21 protein-coding genes are annotated in these 19,935 nt (G+C 57.2%); 7 read left to right on the forward strand and 14 right to left on the reverse strand.

Features of this window, described 5'->3' with window-relative positions; translation table 11 throughout:
* Positions 1 to 41: 41 nt before the first annotated feature.
* The 4 genes from IM314_RS18110 to IM314_RS18125 all read right to left on the reverse strand — a co-directional run bounded on the left by IM314_RS18110 (position 42) and on the right by IM314_RS18125 (position 5,147).
* On the reverse strand, positions 42 to 1,313 hold the full coding sequence (locus IM314_RS18110; RefSeq protein ID WP_192972064.1) for an MFS transporter: 1,272 nt from the start codon (positions 1,311 to 1,313) through the stop codon (positions 42 to 44).
* A 44-nt stretch (positions 1,314 to 1,357) separates the two neighbouring features.
* Positions 1,358 to 3,481 (reverse strand): alpha-galactosidase, encoded by a 2,124-nt coding sequence (locus IM314_RS18115; RefSeq protein ID WP_193359239.1) that lies wholly within the window; start codon positions 3,479 to 3,481, stop codon positions 1,358 to 1,360.
* A gap of 104 nt (positions 3,482 to 3,585) precedes the next feature.
* Positions 3,586 to 4,581 (reverse strand): LacI family DNA-binding transcriptional regulator, encoded by a 996-nt coding sequence (locus IM314_RS18120; RefSeq protein WP_193359238.1) that lies wholly within the window; start codon positions 4,579 to 4,581, stop codon positions 3,586 to 3,588.
* A 17-nt stretch (positions 4,582 to 4,598) separates the two neighbouring features.
* A complete protein-coding gene (locus IM314_RS18125) occupies positions 4,599 to 5,147 on the reverse strand; it encodes a helix-turn-helix domain-containing protein (RefSeq protein ID WP_193359237.1) in 549 nt (182 codons plus the stop codon).
* A gap of 103 nt (positions 5,148 to 5,250) precedes the next feature.
* Here IM314_RS18125 and IM314_RS18130 point away from each other — a divergent pair, with 103 nt between their 5' ends.
* Positions 5,251 to 5,910 carry an AzlC family ABC transporter permease gene (locus tag IM314_RS18130; protein ID WP_028014867.1) on the forward strand — a complete coding sequence of 220 codons (660 nt, stop codon included), beginning with the start codon at positions 5,251 to 5,253 and terminating at the stop codon, positions 5,908 to 5,910.
* Positions 5,910 to 6,233 (forward strand): AzlD domain-containing protein, encoded by a 324-nt coding sequence (locus tag IM314_RS18135; RefSeq protein ID WP_028014868.1) that lies wholly within the window; start codon positions 5,910 to 5,912, stop codon positions 6,231 to 6,233. Before IM314_RS18130 ends, IM314_RS18135 begins: the two co-directional genes overlap by 1 nt.
* 40 nt (positions 6,234 to 6,273) lie before the next feature.
* Here the strand turns inward: IM314_RS18135 and IM314_RS18140 are convergent, their stop codons facing one another.
* Together IM314_RS18140 and fdhD are read right to left on the reverse strand one after the other, a co-directional pair.
* Positions 6,274 to 6,486: a DUF1471 domain-containing protein gene (locus IM314_RS18140; RefSeq protein ID WP_193359236.1), complete on the reverse strand. Its 213-nt coding sequence runs from the start codon at positions 6,484 to 6,486 to the stop codon at positions 6,274 to 6,276.
* Positions 6,487 to 6,600: 114 nt separating this feature from the next.
* Positions 6,601 to 7,437, reverse strand: a complete 837-nt coding sequence (gene fdhD, locus IM314_RS18145) for a formate dehydrogenase accessory sulfurtransferase FdhD (protein WP_041911777.1) — start codon at positions 7,435 to 7,437, stop codon at positions 6,601 to 6,603.
* Between the two features lie 371 nt (positions 7,438 to 7,808).
* Here fdhD and fdnG point away from each other — a divergent pair, with 371 nt between their 5' ends.
* From fdnG to fdhE, 4 genes are read left to right on the forward strand one after another with little or no spacing between them, the layout of a single operon-like run.
* Entirely contained in the window at positions 7,809 to 10,859 is a 3,051-nt protein-coding gene (gene fdnG, locus IM314_RS18150) for a formate dehydrogenase-N subunit alpha (RefSeq protein WP_193359235.1), read from the forward strand.
* A 12-nt stretch (positions 10,860 to 10,871) separates the two neighbouring features.
* The gene (fdxH, locus tag IM314_RS18155) at positions 10,872 to 11,774 is read left to right on the forward strand and encodes a formate dehydrogenase subunit beta (RefSeq protein ID WP_003861960.1); all 903 of its coding nucleotides are present in this window, start codon (positions 10,872 to 10,874) and stop codon (positions 11,772 to 11,774) included.
* Positions 11,771 to 12,406: a formate dehydrogenase cytochrome b556 subunit gene (gene fdoI / locus IM314_RS18160; protein ID WP_015569914.1), complete on the forward strand. Its 636-nt coding sequence runs from the start codon at positions 11,771 to 11,773 to the stop codon at positions 12,404 to 12,406. The genes fdxH and fdoI overlap by 4 nt, the downstream gene beginning before the upstream one ends.
* Positions 12,403 to 13,332: a formate dehydrogenase accessory protein FdhE gene (gene fdhE, locus IM314_RS18165; RefSeq protein WP_028014872.1), complete on the forward strand. Its 930-nt coding sequence runs from the start codon at positions 12,403 to 12,405 to the stop codon at positions 13,330 to 13,332. Before fdoI ends, fdhE begins: the two co-directional genes overlap by 4 nt.
* A gap of 39 nt (positions 13,333 to 13,371) precedes the next feature.
* Here fdhE and IM314_RS18170 read toward each other — a convergent pair whose 3' ends face one another.
* Entirely contained in the window at positions 13,372 to 13,743 is a 372-nt protein-coding gene (locus IM314_RS18170) for a type II toxin-antitoxin system VapC family toxin (protein WP_077266491.1), read from the reverse strand.
* Positions 13,744 to 13,745: 2 nt separating this feature from the next.
* On the reverse strand, positions 13,746 to 13,988 hold the full coding sequence (locus tag IM314_RS18175) for a ribbon-helix-helix domain-containing protein (RefSeq protein ID WP_060573391.1): 243 nt from the start codon (positions 13,986 to 13,988) through the stop codon (positions 13,746 to 13,748).
* A gap of 199 nt (positions 13,989 to 14,187) precedes the next feature.
* Between IM314_RS18175 and IM314_RS18180 the strand changes: the two genes are divergently transcribed.
* Positions 14,188 to 15,105: an alpha/beta hydrolase gene (locus IM314_RS18180; RefSeq protein WP_193359234.1), complete on the forward strand. Its 918-nt coding sequence runs from the start codon at positions 14,188 to 14,190 to the stop codon at positions 15,103 to 15,105.
* Positions 15,106 to 15,117: 12 nt separating this feature from the next.
* Here the strand turns inward: IM314_RS18180 and fabY are convergent, their stop codons facing one another.
* The 6 genes from fabY to IM314_RS18210 all read right to left on the reverse strand — a co-directional run bounded on the left by fabY (position 15,118) and on the right by IM314_RS18210 (position 19,862).
* A complete protein-coding gene (gene fabY, locus IM314_RS18185; RefSeq protein ID WP_028014875.1) occupies positions 15,118 to 16,059 on the reverse strand; it encodes a fatty acid biosynthesis protein FabY in 942 nt (313 codons plus the stop codon).
* 44 nt (positions 16,060 to 16,103) lie between these two features.
* Entirely contained in the window at positions 16,104 to 16,541 is a 438-nt protein-coding gene (gene dtd / locus IM314_RS18190; protein ID WP_008501836.1) for a D-aminoacyl-tRNA deacylase, read from the reverse strand.
* Positions 16,538 to 17,419, reverse strand: a complete 882-nt coding sequence (locus tag IM314_RS18195) for a virulence factor BrkB family protein (RefSeq protein ID WP_153656909.1) — start codon at positions 17,417 to 17,419, stop codon at positions 16,538 to 16,540. The genes dtd and IM314_RS18195 overlap by 4 nt, the downstream gene beginning before the upstream one ends.
* The gene (gene yihX, locus IM314_RS18200; RefSeq protein WP_193359233.1) at positions 17,413 to 18,012 is read right to left on the reverse strand and encodes a glucose-1-phosphatase; all 600 of its coding nucleotides are present in this window, start codon (positions 18,010 to 18,012) and stop codon (positions 17,413 to 17,415) included. Before yihX ends, IM314_RS18195 begins: the two co-directional genes overlap by 7 nt.
* A 118-nt stretch (positions 18,013 to 18,130) precedes the next feature.
* Positions 18,131 to 18,931, reverse strand: coding sequence for a DeoR/GlpR family DNA-binding transcription regulator (locus IM314_RS18205; protein WP_003861944.1), 801 nt, complete (start codon positions 18,929 to 18,931; stop codon positions 18,131 to 18,133).
* A gap of 34 nt (positions 18,932 to 18,965) precedes the next feature.
* Entirely contained in the window at positions 18,966 to 19,862 is an 897-nt protein-coding gene (locus tag IM314_RS18210) for a sugar kinase (RefSeq protein ID WP_193359232.1), read from the reverse strand.
* Positions 19,863 to 19,935 lie beyond the last annotated feature (73 nt).

Raw genomic sequence — 19,935 nt, forward strand, 5'->3', positions numbered from 1 at the left:
TATGAAACCCACCTCTGGTGGGTTTCGTCGTTTTACAGCGCCTATGCCTGGTTCGCCTCCACCGTGTTACTTCGTGCAGCAATCTCCCGCCTGCTGCTCAGCGTAAACGCCGATACCACCGTAATCGCCAGCACGAAACAGCCCAGCATCAGATACGTCTCCTGAAAGCCGATCCGGTCATACATATTTCCGGCAAAGGCGGAGAGGAAAATCGCTGCCGACTGTTTGGCAAACTGAAAACCAATCAGATAGATGGTGGCCGACAGGCGCGTATCAAACACTCCGGTAATGTATTTGAATGCCCCCACCAGCAGGAACGGGACTTCCAGGGCGTGCAGCATCTTGAGGGCGATGACCTCCACGGCGGTGGTGGCAAACGACGAGCCGATAATGCGCGTCGCCATAATCACCCCGGCGATCAGCAGCGTGTTCTTCGCGCCGATGCGGTTAATGATCCACGGCGAGCAGAACATGATGATGGCGTTACAAATCTCCCCCGCCGTGGTGGCAAAACCAAAGGCACGGGTCCCTTCCTGCGGCGTGGCGAAGAAGGTTTTAAAGAAGGTGGCAAACTGCTGGTCGAAAACGTCATACACGCAGGCCACGCCAATCACGTACAGGATGAACATCCACATTCTGCGCTGGCGGAACAGGTTGAACACGGTTTTAGCGGTGATCTGCGGCTGGTTCGCACCCAGGGCGTTCATCACCTGCGCCGTCTGGTTGGGCTTCGGTTTCGCGACCACCAGCAACAGCATCAGCAAAAGTGCCGCCGCCGATCCCATCCAGAAAACATACGACGGATCGATGCCGAACAGGATGCCGCCCGTTGAGGCGCACAAGCCCCAGCCGAGGCAGCCAAACATGCGCGCCTTGCCGTATTCAAAGAGGCTGTTGCGGCTCACGCGTTCAATGTAGGCCTCAATGGCCCCGGATCCGGCTGAAAAAACAAAGCCGATATACAACCCGCCGCTCAGCGCGCCCAGCCAGATATTGGTTTTCAACAGTGGCGCGAAGACGTACAGGAAAAACGGCGCGAACAGAAACAGCAGCACCGAGATTATCCACAGCAGGTGTTTTTTCAGCCCCAGCTTGTCCGAAATAACGCCCAGCACCGGCTGGAACGCGATGGCCGACAGCGAGATGCAGGAGAAGACAATCCCGGTATGGGTTTTATTCAGGCCAATGATGTCCGACAGCCAAATCGGCAGGAACGGAAAGCAGGTGGCCATGATGAAGAAGTAGAGAAAGAAGAACAGCCCGAAGATCCAGAAATTGGGGTTGTCTTTGTGGGTACAGGTTGTTGTGTTCATTATTTTTATCCTCAACGGGGGGCCGGCTGCCCGGCCCGTCACCTTTACACGCGATCTACGCCAATCAGAATGGCGGTTTCCGGATCCAGAATCGGCAGCGCAATACCCGCCCGCATCAGCCATTCGCCGCTTGCCGTTTGCGGGGCTTCCATCCACGCCGGCAGCTTGCGCATGGTGTGCCCGCCCTCGCCCGTGATCTGAATGTTCGGGTGATCCAGCAGCGTGATGCGGTACTGCGCGCTGGCGTCTAGCCCCGGCATGCGCAGCGGCATCAACAGGGTGTAATCCGGCATCGCGAGCTGGCTGACCATAAACAGCCCCTGCGCTTTGTCTTCACTCACTATACCCTGCGCCAGCGTGGTGGCATCCGGCATGTCCACGCGCCATTGGGTACCGTGATGAATCACCTCACGCCACCGCTTATACAGCGCGGCATAATGGCGATAGCCCTCACGCTCCTGCGCATCGACGGTGAGCGGATCCAACTCCAGCCCCATATGCCCAAACAGCGCCGTCAGCCCACGGAAAGCGATGCTGTGCTGGCGGAAGGTAGCGTGACATTTATGATGACCGATATGCGCCCCCATCACCTCCGGCGGGAAGAAATAGCTCATGCCGCGCTGGATCGTGTTGCGCTCCAGCGCGTCGTTGTTGTCGGAAGCCCAGAAGCGGTGGCTGCGGGTCAGCACTTCATAATCGATTCGCCCCCCGCCGGAGGAGCAGGACTCAAATTCAATGTGCGGAAAACGCTCGCCCAGCACGTCCAGCAGGCGGTAAAACTGGCGGGTCTGCGCGTCGGCGGCGGCTTTACCGTTGTGCCCGGGCTGCACCAGCTCGCGGTTCATGTCCCATTTCACGTAGTCAACCTCGTGCTCGCCCAGCAGCCAGCTCATGCGCTCCACAAGATAATCAAAGGCCTCTGGGATGTTGAGATTAAGCACCAGCTGGTGCCGTCCGGTCGCCTGGGGATAGCCCGGCAGCGCCAGCACCCAGTCAGGATGCGCGCGATACAGATCGGAATCCGGGTTAATCATCTCCGGCTCGATCCAGATGCCAAACTCCATGCCGAGCCGTTTAACGTGACTGATTACCGGCGTCAGGCCGTTCGGGTATTTTTTCTCATCCAGGTACCAGTCGCCCAGCGCGGCATGGTCGTCGTTGCGGCCTTTGAACCAGCCGTCGTCAATGATAAAGCGCTCCACGCCCAGCGCGGCGGCCTCATCGGCCATGCGCATGATGTACTCCGGATCGTGGCTGAAGTAGATCCCCTCCCAGGTATTGAGGTGTACCGGGCGCGGTTTGTTTTCCGGGAAGCGGATGATGCTGTCGCGCAGGTAGCGGTGCAACTGCTGGCTCATGCCGTTCAGCCCGTGCGGGGAGTAGCTGGCATACAGGCGCGGCGTCCAGAGCGTTTCGCCCTCTTCAATCGCCATTTCACCCGGCAGGTAGAGCGCTTCGGCCTGTATATAACGGCGACCATCGGTTTTCGCTTCGGCGCGCAGGCGGTGGTTGCCGCTCCAGCCCAGATGCACGCCCCAGACGTCGCCCTGCATTTCGCTGAACGATGGCGTACCGGCGATCAGCGCCGGAAAATGTTCGTGGGACGTTTTACCCCGACGGTTTTCAATGACAAAGCTGTCGTGTTCAAGCGTGACGCGGTGCGGCTGAAATTCCCTGATCCAGCGTCCGTGAAAGGCCATAACCTCCTGCGCGCGCTCGGCCACCGGCAGCGTGACGGCGAATCGGTCCACCTGCCACGCCAGCGCTTTCAGGTTGGTTACTCCATGGCGCACCACCAGCACGCCGCTGGCCTCCAGCGTCAGCTCGCTGGTCAGACGCAGGCCCGCGCATCCATCTTCGGCGGTTATCGTCAGGGTGTTTACGTCCTGCTGCACCTGCGTGGTTTTAAACACCGGGGAACCGTCCAGCCCCTGGCGATGCCCCTCAATACCGGGCGAGCCAAACAGCCCGTGCCCCAGCTCGGCCATCAGCGTTACCGGGGAGTCCACATCCAGCCTGCCGTTTGCCACCGGCCGCGCCAGCGTAGCGACATTCTGCGGCGAAAAGTGCTGAAGGTGCGGCCCCCAGTAGAGAATTTCGGCGAACGGTTGGGTTTTTATCACCACGTCAACCGTGGTGCTTTCGAGTCGTAAAATGGCATCTTGCATCAGACATCTCCTGTCGTCGGGATGCCTTGAGTGTTGATCCGAAACGTTTCGGATACAAACCAAAACGTTTCGGATCTGTGATCGGGTTTGGAAATTTACGCGGTTTAGGCCGTCTGGCCCGGGAAGAATTCGGGCTGCCAGAGCACCTGGAGCCGTTCGACGTCGTCGCCGTTAATCAGCTGGCGCACCATATCGGCAATCTGTTTCCCGACGCCCTGACGAGTGGACTGGATCACTGCCGCCACGTCAGCATCAACGATGCTGTCCTGCGGAAGTCCGTCATAAACCACCAGCGCAACGGCGTTCTCGCCTGTCAGGCGGCCCAGTTCCGCCAGCGCCATCGCCGCGCCGTCGCCGTGGGTGTTGCAGTCGGTAATGATGGCCGTGGGCGGCTGCGGCAGGGAGAGAAGTTCTTTCGTGGTGGCATACCCCACGCGACGCGAAGGGGGCATGGCGCGCAGCCATTCGCTGGAAAGCCCGGCTTCCCGCAGCGCGTCCAGATAGCCATGACGACGCTGGGTGATGAATGCCTGATTATTGATCTCGCCCAGTAGCGCAATGCGCTGATGGCCTTTCTCGATCAGCCAGCGGGTGGCCTGATGCGTACCGGCATAGTTGTCGAAGTCAAACCACGCGTACGGCTGCGGCAGCTGGCTGCGCCCGAGCGCCAGAAAGGGGAACCCGGCGGCCTGAAGTTGCTCAAGACGCGGATCGTGATCCAGCGTGTGCGCCACGATCAGCGCGTCGACGCGGCGGCTTTGCACCATGCGCATATAGCTGTGCTTATCGGCCAGATCGTCGTCGGCGATGAGCAATAAGTCGATCTCATGTCGCGCCAGTTCGTGGCTAATTTCGCCGACCATGTCCATAAATACGCTGTTATTGAGCGGAACAGGGTGTACGGGAAAGACCAGCCCGACGGCGTCGATTTTACCCATCTTGAGGCGGCGGGCGAAGGTGTTAGGTCGGTAGCCACGGCGCTGAGCCTCCGCCTCCACGCGGGCGCGCGTCTCAGCAGAAACATCGTCATACCCGTTGAGGGCGCGGCTGACGGTAGTGACGGACAGCCCCAGTTCTTTAGCAATGGCTTTGAGCGACATGATTTTCCGTATCTTCGTTAATTTTGTTCCGCCACCAGAAGGGCGTGGGTGTCTGGCTCCAGCGCCTTAAAGATATGCGGCTGATCGGCAGGGTAGCAAATGTAATCGCCCGGGCTGAGTTCTTCCGCGGCGTCGATCAGGCCGACCATCGCCCGCCCCTGGGTCACGATAATATGCTCAACCGACCCCGGCGGATGCGGCTGGGAAATACGATCTGCGCCCGGCTGCGTCAGCAGCAGATAGATATCACGACGCGCGCCCGGCGGACACGCCGCCAGCAAAATCGCCTCGTAGTTTGCCTGCCCGGCAACCACCTTGGTGCCCTCGCCGCGGCGGATCACCTTCGTGACGGGCTGCTGCGGCTCCAGTAACCGGGCAAATGGGATATCCAGCGCCACGCAAAGCGACCAGAGCGTTTCCAGGCTAGGATTGCCGTTGCCAGACTCCAGCTGAGAAAGCGTAGATTTGGCGATCCCGGCACGGCGGGCAATTTCCGCCAGTGACAGCCCGGTTCGCAGGCGTTCCCGCACCAGGCTTTTGGCGATCACGCTGATTGGCTGCGTCATAAAAACGGCCTCTTTCTCTCTATAACGAACGATTCGTTCATCTTGTAAAACGATTGTGATGCGTTCATTATAATGGAAATACGTTCGATATGGCTAAAATGATATGAAGAATCCCCTCTCTTGCCTGAAAGGCGACACGATAAAAGCGATAATTTTGGTCTGCCTCGCGGTAGGCGTGGTCGGCATGTCTTACGGCTCCCTGGCGATGGCCTACGGTTTTCCGCTGTGGGTGCCGTTTGTGCTTTCCCTCACGGTGCTGGCAGGCGCATCCGAGTTTATGTTTATCGGCATTGTGGCAAGCGGAGGTAACCCGCTGGCGGCAGCGGCCGCCGGTTTGCTGGTCAACGCGCGCCATGTGCCGTTTGGCGTGACGGTGCGTGAACTGGTGGGCAAACGGGGTTTGAGCTATCTCGGCTGTCACATCATGAACGATGAAAGCGTGGTGTTTGGCCTGTCGCAAAAAACGCCCGAGCAGCGTAAAGCGGCCTACTGGCTGTGCGGTTTAGGCGTGGCGATTATCTGGCCGGTGGGGGCGCTGCTGGGTGCCATGGTCGGTAAACTGCTGCCGGACCCGGAGACCATCGGGCTGGACGCGGTGTTTCCGGCGATCCTGCTGGCGTTAGTGGTACCCGCGTTTAAAAACCGTACCACGCTGATCCGCGCCTGCAGCGGTGCCGCGCTATCACTGGCTGCCGTGCCGTTTGCCCCGGTGGGTTTACCGGTTCTGCTTTCGTTACTCGGTCTCGCTGCGAGGAAAAAATAATGGGAAACATGACGTTTTTTATTCTCGGCATCGCCATTCTTTCTGCCGGAACCTACCTGATGCGTCTCGGCGGGGCAAAGCTGGGCAACCGGCTGGCGCTTTCTGAACGTTCGCAGGCGCTGCTTTCCGATGCGGCTACCGTTTTGCTGTTCTCCGTCGCGCTGGCGACCACGTTTTATGAAGGGGAACATTTTGCGGGCATGGCGCGCGTGCTGGGCGTGGGGTTCGCGGTGTTCCTGGCATGGCGAAAAATGCCGTTAATTGTGGTGATCGTCGCGGCGGCGGTGGTGACGGCGCTGCTGCGTCTGGCGGGTATAAACTAAAAAAGCGCCCCAGGGGCGCTCTTTCGACGGTATAGCGAAATTATTTGTTCAGTTCAGCGGTCATGTGTACGCGGTTACCGGTGAACGCCTGGGTAATTTTGTAGGATGACGCGCCCGCTTCCTGAGCCTGAGCCGCGATTTTCGCTTCTGCGCTATCAATGGTGGAGGCAGAGGCGGTCACTGTTTGTGCAGCGAAAGAACTGAAAGAAGCAGCCAGAGCGATTACAGCGACAAAAGTTTTGATGCTTTTCATGATATAAACCCTTTCATTAAGTTGTTTAGGTAAGGCACCGTGCCTTGATGAGATAAATACTAGCCCTCATACTGAACAACTAAAAGCGGAAGGATTTGCTATTATCGTTCAAAATTACTGATCAACCATTAACCGCTGCGGATGGGTATAAATCGTCGCCCTGCCCGGCTTGCAGAACCCCACCAGCGTCAGATTGCAGCGCTCCGCCACCTCCACCGCCAGCGTGGTTGCCGCCGACACCGCAAACAGAATCTCCACGCCGCACATCGCGGACTTCTGCACCATCTCATAGCTGGCGCGGCTGGAAACAAGCGCCGCGCCCTGCTGCCAGAGATCGCTTTCCCCCGCACGACGGCCTAATAGCTTGTCGAGCGCGACGTGGCGGCCCACGTCCTCATGCCCTCCAGCAATATCTCCTGACGGCAATACCCACGCCGCCGCGTGCGTGCAGCCGCTCAGTTGGCCGATGGGCTGAACATCGTTGAGATTTTCCAGCGCACGGTCGAGATGCGCCAGATTGAAGGTCTGGGTAAACGGCAGTGGCGCAACGGGCTTGCCAATATCATTAAGCTGCTCAACACCACAGACACCGCACCCGGTACGCCCGGCCAGCGCGCGGCGGCGCTCTTTCAGCCCCATAAAGCGGCGGCTGGAGAGTTCGATTTGCACTTCAAGACCGTTACACGCCTGAACCACGTCCATGCCGTAGATCTCCTGCGGGTGCGAAATGATGCCTTCCGAAAGGGAAAAACCGATGGCGAACAGTTCGAGATCTTTGGGTGAGGCCATCATCACCACGTGCGAAATACCGTTGTAAACGAGGGCAACGGGCACTTCTTCAGCCAGAAAATCGGGTGTGGCATGGGTAATGCGGGGCGGTCTGCGTACCGACATTTCCACAATGCCCGCAGGCAGTGGCGATGAGCGGGTAGCACGGTTTTGTTTAGACACAGCGGTATTCCTGAACAACCACGGAAGTAGGCCTGCTATTGCAGCATAAACCGCAGGCCTTACGCATAGTATGGATCAACTTTTCGACACTCATTGTCCTACTCATTAAGAAGAGGTGCAACCCGGCCCCCGCTACACCCCTTTAACATGCAGAGCTTATAGTGTGATCAGTGTCACACTTTATAATCAACACAGTGATAATACGTTCACTTTGTATTAACGCCGTTGGAACAGGTATACCGACATTGTGGTATTCTGATGATATCCCTCGGAGAAATGAGGGATTAACGCAAATTTTTCTCCTTTGCGGTCAATTCTCAACCGCGAAGTTAAAACTACATATATAAGCAATGTCGAACAAGGAGTGACCCATGCAGGTCAGCAGAAGGCAGTTCTTTAAGATCTGCGCTGGCGGTATGGCAGGCACCACGGCGGCGGCACTGGGCTTTGCGCCCGGCGTAGCGCTGGCGGAAACGCGGCAGTACAAACTGCTGCGCACCCGCGAAACCCGTAACACCTGTACGTACTGCTCCGTCGGCTGTGGGCTGTTGATGTATAGCCTCGGCGACGGTGCGAAAAACGCCAAAGCGTCTATTTTCCATATCGAAGGCGACCCGGACCATCCGGTCAACCGCGGCGCGCTGTGCCCGAAAGGGGCCGGTCTGGTGGACTTTATCCACTCCGAAAGCCGTCTGAAATTCCCGGAATATCGCGCACCTGGCTCCGATAAATGGCAGCAAATCAGCTGGGAAGAGGCGTTTGACCGCATCGCAAAACATATTAAAGAAGACCGCGATGCCAACTTTATTGAGAAGAACGCCGACGGCGTTACGGTCAACCGCTGGCTCTCCACCGGGATGCTGTGTGCTTCTGCCTCCAGCAACGAAACCGGCTATTTAACCCAGAAATTCACGCGCGCACTCGGTATGCTCGCGGTCGACAACCAGGCGCGTGTCTGACACGGACCAACGGTAGCAAGTCTTGCTCCAACATTTGGTCGCGGTGCGATGACCAACCACTGGGTCGACATCAAGAACGCCAACCTCATTGTGGTGATGGGCGGTAACGCCGCTGAAGCGCACCCTGTCGGGTTCCGCTGGGCGATGGAAGCCAAAATCCACAACGGTGCGAAACTGATTGTGATCGATCCCCGCTTTACGCGTACTGCGTCAGTGGCGGATTTCTACACCCCTATTCGTTCAGGTACTGACATCACTTTCCTGTCAGGCGTACTGCTGTACCTGATGACCAACGAAAAATATAACCGCGAGTACACCGAAGCCTATACCAACGCCAGCCTGATCGTGCGTGAGGATTACCACTTCGAAGATGGCCTGTTCAGCGGTTATGACGCGGAAAAACGCAAGTACGACAAAACCAGCTGGAACTACGAGCTGGATGAGAAAGGCTTTGCGAAGCGCGACACCACTCTTCAACACCCGCGCTGCGTATGGAACCTGCTGAAAGAGCACGTTTCCCGCTACACGCCGGACGTTGTCGAGAACATTTGCGGCACGCCGAAAGCAGACTTCCTGAAGGTCTGCGAGCTGATCGCGGAGACCAGCGCGAAGGACAAAACCGCGTCGTTCCTGTATGCACTCGGCTGGACGCAGCACTCCATCGGCGCGCAGAACATCCGTACCATGGCAATGGTGCAGCTGCTGCTCGGCAACATGGGGATGGCAGGCGGCGGCGTGAACGCCCTGCGCGGTCACTCTAATATCCAGGGTCTGACCGACCTCGGCCTGCTGTCGCAGAGCCTGACGGGTTACATGAACCTGCCGAGCGAGAAACAGACTGACCTGCAGACCTACCTGACGGCCAGCACGCCAAAACCGCTGCTCGAAGGCCAGGTGAACTACTGGGGCAACTATCCGAAGTTCTTCGTCTCGCTGATGAAAGCCTTCTACGGCGACAAAGCGACGGCGGAAAACAGCTGGGGCTTTGACTGGCTGCCGAAGTGGGACAAAGGTTACGACGTTCTCCAGTACTTCGAAATGATGCACCAGGGCCAGGTCAACGGCTATATCTGCCAGGGCTTTAACCCGGTGGCGTCGTTCCCGAACAAGAACAAGGTTGTTGAATCCCTCTCGAAGCTGAAGTTCCTGGTGACGATTGACCCGCTCAACACCGAGACCTCGACCTTCTGGCAGAACCACGGCGAGTCGAACGACGTCGATCCGTCGAAGATTCAGACCGAAGTGTTCCGCCTGCCGTCTACCTGCTTCGCGGAAGAGAACGGTTCTATCGTCAACTCCGGCCGCTGGCTGCAGTGGCACTGGAAAGGCGCGGATGCCCCGGGCATCGCCATGAACGACGGCGAGATCCTGGCCGGTATCTTCTTACGCCTGCGTAAGATGTATGCGGCAGAAGGCGGCGCGAACCCTGAGCCGGTGCTGAACATGACCTGGAACTACTCGACGCCGGAAAATCCTGCGCCGGAAGAAGTGGCGATGGAGAGCAACGGTAAGGCGCTGGCGGACGTTATTGACCCGGCCACCGGTACCGTGCTGGCTAAGAAAGGCGATCAGCTCAGCACCTTCGCGCATCTGCGTGATGATGGTACGACCTCGAGCGGCTGCTGGATCTTTGCCGGTAGCTGGACGCCGAAAGGCAACCAGATGGCCAACCGCGATAACGCCGACCCGTCAGGCCTCGGCAATACGCTGGGCTGGGCATGGGCATGGCCGCTGAACCGCCGCATCCTCTATAACCGTGCCTCCGCTGACCCGCAGGGTAACCCGTGGGATCCGAAGCGTCAGCTGCTGAAGTGGGACGGCGCGAAATGGGGCGGCGTGGATATTCCGGACTACAGCACTGCCGCACCGGGCAGCGACGTTGGGCCGTTTATCATGCAGCCTGAAGGGATGGGCCGCCTGTTTGCTATCGATAAGATGGCGGAAGGTCCGTTCCCGGAACACTACGAGCCGTTTGAGACGCCGCTGGGCACCAACCCGCTGCACCCGAACGTGGTCTCTAACCCGGCAGCGCGTATCTTCAAGGGCGACTTTGAAGCGCTGGGTAAAAAAGACAAGTTCCCCTACGTGGGCACCACTTACCGTCTGACCGAACACTTCCACTACTGGACCAAGCACGCGCTGCTTAACGCCATCGCGCAGCCGGAACAGTTTGTGGAGATCGGCGAGAAGCTGGCGAACAAGCTCGGCATTGCCCATGGCGATACCGTGAAGGTCTCCTCTAACCGCGGCTACATCAAGGCCAAGGCGGTGGTGACCAAGCGTATTCGCACGCTGAACGTTCACGGTCAGCAGGTGGATACCATCGGCATCCCAATTCACTGGGGCTATGAGGGCGTGGCGAAGAAAGGGTTCATTGCGAACACCCTGACGCCGTTCGTCGGCGATGCGAACACGCAGACGCCGGAGTTTAAGGCCTTCCTCGTGAACGTGGAAAAGGTGTAACGGAGACGACTTATGGCTTATCAATCTCAAGACATTATCCGTCGTTCCGCGACTAACGGTTTCACGCCCGCGCCTCAGGCGCGGGACCACCAGCAGGAAGTGGCGAAGCTGATCGACGTGACCACCTGTATCGGCTGTAAAGCCTGTCAGGTGGCCTGCTCTGAGTGGAACGACATCCGTGACGAAGTGGGTCACAACGTCGGGGTGTACGACAACCCGGCAGACCTGACCGCCAAGTCCTGGACGGTAATGCGTTTCTCGGAAGTGGAGCAGAACGACAAGCTGGAATGGCTTATCCGCAAAGACGGCTGTATGCACTGCGCGGATCCGGGCTGCCTGAAGGCGTGTCCGTCAGAAGGGGCTATCATTCAGTATGCCAACGGCATCGTCGACTTCCAGTCCGAGCAGTGCATTGGCTGCGGCTACTGCATCGCGGGCTGTCCGTTCGACGTGCCGCGCATGAACCCGGAAGACAACCGCGTCTACAAATGTACCCTGTGCGTTGACCGCGTTAACGTGGGCCAGGAGCCTGCATGCGTGAAGACCTGCCCAACCGGCGCTATCCACTTTGGCTCCAAAGAGGATATGAAAACGCTGGCGGCAGAGCGCGTGGGCGAGTTGAAAACCCGTGGTTACGACAACGCGGGCCTGTACGATCCGGCCGGGGTTGGCGGTACGCACGTGATGTACGTGCTGCACCACGCCGACAAGCCGAACCTGTATCACGGCCTGCCGGAGAACCCGGAAATCAGCGCCACCGTGAAGTTCTGGAAAGGCATCTGGAAACCGCTGGCCGCGGTGGGCTTTGCTGCCACCTTCGCAGCGAGCATCTTCCACTACGTCGGCGTCGGTCCGAACCGTGCGGAAGAGGAAGACGACAATCTGCATGAAGAGAAAGACGAGGTGCGCAAATGAGAAAACGTGACACCATCGTGCGCTACACCGCGCCGGAACGCATCAACCACTGGGTCACCGCCTTCTGCTTCATGCTGGCGGCGATAAGCGGGCTGGGGTTCTTCTTCCCCTCCTTCAACTGGCTGATGCAGATCCTGGGCACGCCGCAGCTGGCGCGCATCCTTCACCCGTTCGTGGGGGTGGTGATGTTTGCCTCGTTTATCATCATGTTTTTCCGCTACTGGCACCATAACCTAATCAATCGGGATGATATCTTTTGGGCGAAGAATATTCGTAAGATCGTCGTCAACGAGGAAGTGGGTGATACCGGGCGTTATAACTTCGGCCAGAAATGCGTATTCTGGGCGGCGATTATCTTCCTGGTCCTGTTGCTGGTGAGCGGCGTGATCATCTGGCGTCCGTACTTTGCGCCTGCTTTCTCAATCCCGGTGATCCGATTTGCGCTAATGCTGCATTCATTTGCCGCAGTGGCGTTAATTGTGGTTATCATGGTGCATATTTACGCCGCCCTCTGGGTGAAAGGCACCATTACCGCGATGGTGGAAGGATGGGTAACCAAAACGTGGGCGAAGAAACATCACCCGCGCTGGTACCGTGAAGTCCGCCAGAAACAGGAAAAGTCATCTGAATGAGTATTCGCATAATCCCGCAAGATGAGCTGGGGTCGAGCGAGAAACGTACGGCGGAGTATATTCCGCCGTTGTTATTCCCCAGACTCAAGAACCTCTACAACCGCCGCGCAGAGCGTCTGCGCGAGCTGGCAGAGAACAACCCGCTGGGCGATTTTCTGCGTTTTGCCGCGCTGGTCGCCCATGCGCAGGAGGTGGTGCTGTACGACCACCCGCTGCAAATGGACCTGACCGCGCGCATCAAAGAAGCTAACGAGCAGGGCAAGCCGCCGCTGGATATTCACGTCCTGCCGCGCGACAAGCACTGGCATAAGCTGCTGCATTCGCTGATTGCCGAGCTGAAGCCGGAAATGAGCGGCACGGCGCTGGCTGTCATTGAGAACCTGGAAAAAGCCTCTGACCTGGAGCTGGAAGAGATGGCGAGCGCGCTGTTTGCCTCCGACTTCTCGCTGGTCAGCAGCGATAAAGCGCCGTTTATCTGGGCCGCGCTGTCGCTCTACTGGGCGCAAATGGCGAGCCTGATCCCGGGCAAAGCCCGGGCCGAATACGGCGAAGCGCGCCAGTTCTGCCCGGTGTGCGGCTCAATGCCGGTCTCCAGCATGGTGCAGATTGGGACCACGCAGGGGCTGCGCTACCTGCACTGCAACCTGTGTGAAACCGAGTGGCACGTGGTGCGCGTGAAGTGCAGCAACTGCGAGCAGACTCGCGATCTCAACTACTGGTCGCTGGAAAATGAAGACGCGGCGGTGAAAGCCGAAAGCTGCGGCGATTGCGGAACCTACCTGAAGATCCTGTATCAGGAAAAAGACCCGAAAGTCGAAGCGGTGGCGGACGATCTCGCCTCGCTGATTCTGGATGCGAAGATGGAGCAGGAGGGCTTTGCCCGCAGCTCGATCAACCCGTTCCTGTTCCCGGGTGAAGGGGAGTAATCTCCTGTGAGAGTGCCGGGCGGCGCGAGCTTGCCCGGCCTACACCTGGTAAGGCGTAAGGACCTCGTCAATACCCGCAAAATCTTTCGTGTTGCGAGAAATCAACGGACATTTTCTGCTCTGCGCTGTAGCCAGGATGATAGCATCAGGCAGTTTCATCCCATGCTTCTCACGTAGTAAAACGCTTCTTTCCGCGATATCCCGAGACACATCAATAATTTCAAAAGCGCCCATCACGGCTGCCGTTTTCGCTTCATGACCATGCCTGCGAGCGCCCACCATCACTTCCATCCAGGTAATTAAGCTGATGGCACGATGCGACGCGGTATGCTCAATCGCATCCGCAGCTTCAACACGGTTGTTGAAGAGATCAATGAGAATATTGGTATCAAACACTGCCATGTGCTCCATGATTACCACTCCTCACGCAGCTTGCGTTCATACTCAAGCCCGTCCTCTTTTCTGTCTCCCCACAGACCAAGCGCATTTCGGATAACAGAAGAACTCTGCTGGTCGAGATACAGCTCAATCGCTTCGCGAAGCAGTTCAGCACGTGGTTGATTTCGCAATTGCTTGAGGTTATCCAAACGTTGAATCACGTCATCAGACAAATCGATAAGTATTCTGCCCATATCAAGGTCCGCCAAAAGACTCATATATCACCTTAGTATATCATCTGCGGTTAATTTTCAGGCAATATATCCACATTAAAAACAGAGTTAAAGGGCATAGCCAAGGTAGTTGCAGGTTTTGCGAGCCGCTTTCCAGAATGTTCACACCCGCAAATTTCTCTGTTTTCATCTGCCGTAAACCAGGCTATAAAGCTGTATATAAACACAGTGTAAGGACGTAGCCATGGCGCTGGAAAAGGGTATTAATAAGCTTGTTCAGGATTTTATTGCGGCAGGACGGCCCTCCCCGCGAAAGCAAAGTATTGATGACCGCAGAGCCGGGTACATTGCGAGCACAGAACTTGCCGGTGAGACTGAAAATCGCGTCCTTGTTGAAACGCTCGTTCTTGAGGAGATGACCTTTCGGGTGTTTTCACCTCTCAATGCACCCGAAACCTTACCTGCAGCCATCTACTATCACGGCGGTTGTTTTGTCAGCGGTGGGTTTGAAACGCATGATAATCAGCTTCGCCAGCTGGCGTTTAAAGGCAACTGCCGTATCGTTGCGGTGCAGTACCGGCTTGCGCCAGAACATCTTTTCCCCGCCGCACATGACGACGCTGAAAGAGGGGCAGATTTAGTTTGGCAGTATGCCGACAGGCTTGGGGTTAACAGAAACCGGATAACCCTTTGCGGAGACAGTGCAGGGGCACATCTGGCGCTGGTGACGTCGCTGCGGCTCAAAGCGAAAGGTGTCTGGCAACCAGCACAGCTGATCCTGATCTACCCAATGCTCGACGCGACGGCTCGTTTTGAAAGCTATATTCTCAACGGCGCGGATTATGTCATCACTCGCGACACCCTGCTCAGCGGGTATGAAATGTATCTGGCCAGCACCGATCGCCAACATCCAGAAGCCAGCCCACTGTGGCGGGATGATTTTTGCGGACTTCCGCCAGTGCATATTGTTACCGCTGAGTATGATCCGCTCTGTGATGAGGGCGAGATGCTGTATCGGCATCTTTCAGAGCAGGGGGTGACGTGCACGGCCCAACGGTGGCTGGGTGTGATACACGGTTTCTTTCAGCTTGGCGGCGTGAGTCAGTCGGCGAGGGACGTGATGCGGGATATCGCCTGGCGGATCAGTGCCGCCCGGCGATAAAAACGGAAGAGACTACTCCTCCTCGTTCCCACCCTCTTCATAAGCGCCATACGGCTTCGCAGGAAGAACGATATAGGTTCCTTCAAACACCGCGCCCGGCGTTTCATCGCCGAACAACTCAACCTGCATCTGCACGCGCGCTTTGCGGCCACGTGCCAGACGATCAAGATCGCCGCCCAGCGCGCCCAGGTCAGCCACCGCGCTCGGCTTGCCGCTGATCGGCGCGCTGTAGCGAATGTGGGCATCGGCCAGAATAATGGTGCCGCCAAGATGCCGCTCGCGCAGCATTAGCCAGATCAGCCCCCAGCCGGTGAGCGTCGCCAGGGAAAACAGGCTGCCGGCAAACAGGGTGTGGTGAGGGTTCTGATTGCCGGTTTCCGGCATGGTGGTAATGAATTTTTGCCCGGTGTACTGCTGAATACGCACGCCCATCTTTTCACTCAGAGGGATGTGTTCATACCAGGCCTGCTGCAGCTGCCCGCACCAGTCCGCGCGATGAAGAATATCGTCCAGCGTGGCGATGGGTTTGATCATCAAAAAGTGGCGAATCGGCGTGGTTTGCGGAGCGGTGATTTCACCCTGGTTAACAAAACCGAGTTTGGCAAAAAACTCCACGGCATCTTCCCGGGCGCTACAGGTGACGCGCTTAACGCCTTCCTGACGGGCGACGGACTCCAGCGTCATCGCCATTAGCGTCCCCAGCCCTTTATCCTGCACGGAAGGGTGAACCGCCATAAAACGAATCGACGCTTCGTTATCAGCGTTGATATACAGTCGCCCGACGGCGACGAGGTTGCCCTCTTCGTCCATCACCATCTGATGATGGGCCATCGCATCCCAGGCGTCGCGTTCAGATCCTTTTGGCTGATGCAGTGGCTTGCGCAGCATTTCCCAGCGGAACTGGTAATACGCTTCTAACTCTTCTTCCGTTTGCGGTACTCGAAGGTGATACATAGCTGTACTCTCTCTTGTTACCCGCGGCCACGCCGCCAGTTGGCTCATACCTGAAGCCAGAATGTGACGGGGCCATCGTTCACCAGCGAGACCTGCATATCTGCAGCGAATCGTCCGGTTTGCGTATTCATTTCCTGTTGGCGACAACGCTCAACAAAGTATTCGTAAAGTGCTTCTGCACGATCCGGCGCCGCGCCTTTAGAGAAACTCGGGCGCATGCCGCGCTCGGTATCCGCTGCCAGCGTAAACTGGGAAACCACCAGCACGCTGCCGCCCGCCTGCTGGACGTTCAGATTCATCTTGCCTTCCGCATCGCTGAATATGCGGTAGCCCAGCACGCGCTCGCATAAGCGGTTCGCTTTTTGTTCGTCATCATCCTTTTCGACACCTAACAACACCAAAAGTCCTGGGCCAATTTCACCCGTCACCTCTCCCTCCACGGTGACGCTGGCACGGGTTACGCGCTGTATCAATGCAATCATGGTTGGTCTGCTTCTAATTGTTTTTCAGCTTCTGCTGCTTTTTTAAGTTCGCGGTATACGCCGAGAGTGACAGTTATTTCGGCACCAAGCAAGACGATACACCAGGTCCAGTAAACCCAGACAAATAAAATGGGGATCACCGCCAGCACGCCGTAAATCAGCTGATAAGAGGGGAACATGGTGATATAAAGCGCGAATCCTTTCTTGCCCAGCTCAAAAAGCAACGCCGCTACCAGCGCACCCACCACGGCATCCCGGTTGGGTACGCGCGTGGTTGGCACCACGCTATAGAGCAGCCAGAACGAAAGCCACGATAAAATCAGCGGGAAGATACGCAGCACGTTATCGATCACGCTGTTTAAGTCGGTCGCCCAGCGCAGCGAAAGAAGGTAGGAACTGATCGCCAGGCTTGCCCCCGCCAGCAATGGGCCAAGAGTTAAAATCATCCAGTAGACGGCAAAGGAGTAAACCTTCGGGCGGACTTTTTTGCTCCGCCAGATGGTGTTGAGCGCACTGTCGATGGAGTACATCAGCAGCAGTGCGGTAACAATAAGCCCGCATGCCCCCACCGCCGTCATCTTGCTGGAGTTAGCGACGAACTGTTCTATGTAGTTCTGGATCACATCGCCGGTGGCAGGAATAAAGTTCGCGAAAACAAAATGGCGAAGCTGCATGCTCACATCGGCAAACATTGGAAACGCCGAAAAAAGCGCAAAAATCACCGCCACCAGCGGAACCAGCGAGAGCAAGGACACGTAAGCGAGATTGCCCGCCAGCGTGGTCATGTTGTCCTCATCAATGCGATGCCAGAGGAGTTTCAGCCACGCCCTCAGCGGGCGCGTGTGGTGATTGGCTTTTTGATGAACGGTTTTTAGCATAACTGCTTCGCAAAGTAGTTCGGTATCGTCTCTTTTCCGGTCACCAAAATGGAGGTGATGCCCAACTGATTAGCCCCTTCTATATTATCGGCGTTGTCGTCAAAAAAGACCGCATCCGCTGCCGTGAATCCTTCTTCCTGCAATACCGCCTGATAGATGCGCGCCTCAGGTTTACGCATGCCCATCTCCTGGGAGAGATAAATTTTATCTGCTGCCGCGTGGATTTCCGGGTATTCATCCGGCCAGAAGGTGGTATGCAGGCGGTTGGTATTCGACAGCACCACCACGCGATGCCCCTGCTCGCGCAGTTTATGCATGATGTCGATCACTTCGGGGCGGATCGCGACAAATATGGCCTGCCAGCCGTGGGAAAACTGCTCATAGCTTAACGAGAGACCCATTTCATGGCAGAAACGCTCTGCGAACGTTTCATCGCTGATCTCACCGCGCTCGTGCAGATGGAAAGTGTCGCCCATCGCGAAATTCTGCTTTAACGTCGCCAGCGGAACACGGCTAAAATCGCTCCATGCGCCCAGCACCCGGTTAAAATCGATATCGACGATTACATTTCCTAAGTCAAAGATATAAAGCATGTTTATCTCCTTTCGCCGTGGAAAAGTAACTGTAGCGGGAAAGAGAAACTTTAGCTATGCGCCAGATTCAGCTTAGAGAAAGGAAAGGCCCGAATCGCAATATCGGGCCATAGGATAATCAGCCAGCCTGCTGCTCTTCTCCGGAATTGACTTCGACAACCTCAACCTTGCTGGATTTGAGGTGATTTTGCAGCGCCGGGCCGGGCAGCTCATCGGTGAACAGCGCCGTCGCCTGCGCCACGTTGCCAATTTCAACCGCCGCGGAGGCGTGGTATTTCGTATGATCGGCCGCCAGTAAAATGTGACGGGAGTGAGCGATCATGGTTTTCACCACGCTGGCTTCGTTAACGTCAAATTCCATCATCGCGCCGTCGTGCTCTATCGCCCCGACGCTGGTCACGAGATAGTCCGCCCGAAAACCAGACACAAACGCCGTCGCCGCAGGCCCGATAATGCCGCCGTTGTGCGGGCGCAGCGTGCCGCCCGGCACCATCACTTCAAAGCGCGGGTTCTTATACAGAATATGCGCCACCCGCAGGCTGTTGGTGATGATGCGCAGATGATTATGGTTAAGCAGCGCCCGGGCAACGTGCTCTACGGTCGTGCCGATGGTGATGAAAATAGTTGAGCCGTCGGGAATATAGTCCGCAATCGCCTCCGCAATCGCCCGCTTCTCTTCGGTAAGCGACACTTCGCGCTGTTCGAACGCCGTGTTCACCACGCTGGATGCCCTGCCCGCGCCGCCGTGATGACGCGTGATCAGCCCCTGCTCGCTGAGCTTACGGATATCCCGGCGCACCGTTTGCGTCGACACGTCCAGCAGCTGCGCCAGTTCATCAATGTTCATATAGCCGCGATCGGCAATCAGCGTCAGCAGCTGATCGTGACGCGGGTTGCCGGTCAGTTCGGTAAGGCTCATGGGCTGTCCTCTGAAAACCATCACGCTCCGCATTTTATACAAAAAGTGACAAAAAAGAGCGGGTTTGATCACAGTCGGGTATACCCGCGCGCCCGCCGGGCTTTGTGCATTTCAGGGCTGCGACGGCGCTGGCAAAACGCACGGCGTCTGCGGCGGTGGATTGCTGCCCCAGGCTGAACGCCAGCGCGCCGTGGAAAACGTCGCCCGCGCCGGTGGTATCCACCACCTTCACCTCAAAGCCGGATTGATGACACAAGGCGCCGTTTTCCAGCCAGTAGCAGCCATCTCGCCCCTGAGTGACATACACATGTCCATTTGTGAGCGTTTGTGCTTTTTTAAGGGCATCTTCTGCTTTATCCAACTGAGTTAGTCGCCGCAGGCCCGGCGCGGAGAAGGCCGCGTGGTCGCTTAAGGCTATCAGCTCCGCGATGTCCTGCGGGGTAACGTCGGCATCAAGCAAAGTAGGAACGCCCTGCTGACGGGCCAGGGTAAACGACTGTTTTGCCCCGTCATGCCAGCGCACGTCTGCTAACACGATATCCCATTGCGAGAAGTCGATTTCATGCAGCCAGTCTGCCTCGGCGGGCAGATCGGGGCTGGGGTAGTTGGCAATCACTCGTTCTCCGCCTGCGTCCACCAGCACCGCGGATTGTGACGATCGGGCACCTTTAAACACGCGTGTATAGCGAGTGTTCACCCCCAGGGATTCCAGCTCCGCCAGCAGCCGTCTGCCGGTATCGTCGTCGCCCACCCGGCCAATAAAATCCACTTCCGCGCCCAGTTTCGCCGCCGCCACAGCCGCAGTTGCCGCCGGGCCGCCCCCCACTTCCGTATAGTCCTTTGCGACATATTTCCCTCCTTCTTTAGGTAAATCATCGAGATACCAGATGCGATCCAGCACGGTAATGCCGACACAAACGATGCGAGTCATGGTGATTCCTTCTGCGATTTCTGATGCCTTCATTTTAATTTCACCAAATGTTTAAAAAGTGACCCGTGTCAAT

It is taken from the genome of Enterobacter cloacae complex sp. P42RS (assembly GCF_014930595.1).
Taxonomy (GTDB): domain Bacteria; phylum Pseudomonadota; class Gammaproteobacteria; order Enterobacterales; family Enterobacteriaceae; genus Enterobacter; species Enterobacter bugandensis.

What these genes read in the sequence shown, in the direction of transcription:
- IM314_RS18110 (WP_192972064.1), bottom strand. Translation starts at nt 1,313, where the DNA reads ATGAACACAACAACCTGTACCCACAAAGACAACCCCAATTTCTGGATC.
- IM314_RS18115 (WP_193359239.1), bottom strand. Translation starts at nt 3,481, where the DNA reads ATGCAAGATGCCATTTTACGACTCGAAAGCACCACGGTTGACGTGGTG.
- IM314_RS18120 (WP_193359238.1), bottom strand. Translation starts at nt 4,581, where the DNA reads ATGTCGCTCAAAGCCATTGCTAAAGAACTGGGGCTGTCCGTCACTACC.
- IM314_RS18125 (WP_193359237.1), bottom strand. Translation starts at nt 5,147, where the DNA reads ATGACGCAGCCAATCAGCGTGATCGCCAAAAGCCTGGTGCGGGAACGC.
- IM314_RS18130 (WP_028014867.1), top strand. Translation starts at nt 5,251, where the DNA reads ATGAAGAATCCCCTCTCTTGCCTGAAAGGCGACACGATAAAAGCGATA.
- IM314_RS18135 (WP_028014868.1), top strand. Translation starts at nt 5,910, where the DNA reads ATGGGAAACATGACGTTTTTTATTCTCGGCATCGCCATTCTTTCTGCC.
- IM314_RS18140 (WP_193359236.1), bottom strand. Translation starts at nt 6,486, where the DNA reads ATGAAAAGCATCAAAACTTTTGTCGCTGTAATCGCTCTGGCTGCTTCT.
- fdxH (WP_003861960.1), top strand. Translation starts at nt 10,872, where the DNA reads ATGGCTTATCAATCTCAAGACATTATCCGTCGTTCCGCGACTAACGGT.
- fdoI (WP_015569914.1), top strand. Translation starts at nt 11,771, where the DNA reads ATGAGAAAACGTGACACCATCGTGCGCTACACCGCGCCGGAACGCATC.
- fdhE (WP_028014872.1), top strand. Translation starts at nt 12,403, where the DNA reads ATGAGTATTCGCATAATCCCGCAAGATGAGCTGGGGTCGAGCGAGAAA.
- IM314_RS18170 (WP_077266491.1), bottom strand. Translation starts at nt 13,743, where the DNA reads ATGGAGCACATGGCAGTGTTTGATACCAATATTCTCATTGATCTCTTC.
- IM314_RS18175 (WP_060573391.1), bottom strand. Translation starts at nt 13,988, where the DNA reads ATGAGTCTTTTGGCGGACCTTGATATGGGCAGAATACTTATCGATTTG.
- IM314_RS18180 (WP_193359234.1), top strand. Translation starts at nt 14,188, where the DNA reads ATGGCGCTGGAAAAGGGTATTAATAAGCTTGTTCAGGATTTTATTGCG.
- fabY (WP_028014875.1), bottom strand. Translation starts at nt 16,059, where the DNA reads ATGTATCACCTTCGAGTACCGCAAACGGAAGAAGAGTTAGAAGCGTAT.
- dtd (WP_008501836.1), bottom strand. Translation starts at nt 16,541, where the DNA reads ATGATTGCATTGATACAGCGCGTAACCCGTGCCAGCGTCACCGTGGAG.
- IM314_RS18195 (WP_153656909.1), bottom strand. Translation starts at nt 17,419, where the DNA reads ATGCTAAAAACCGTTCATCAAAAAGCCAATCACCACACGCGCCCGCTG.
- yihX (WP_193359233.1), bottom strand. Translation starts at nt 18,012, where the DNA reads ATGCTTTATATCTTTGACTTAGGAAATGTAATCGTCGATATCGATTTT.
- IM314_RS18205 (WP_003861944.1), bottom strand. Translation starts at nt 18,931, where the DNA reads ATGAGCCTTACCGAACTGACCGGCAACCCGCGTCACGATCAGCTGCTG.
- IM314_RS18210 (WP_193359232.1), bottom strand. Translation starts at nt 19,862, where the DNA reads ATGACTCGCATCGTTTGTGTCGGCATTACCGTGCTGGATCGCATCTGG.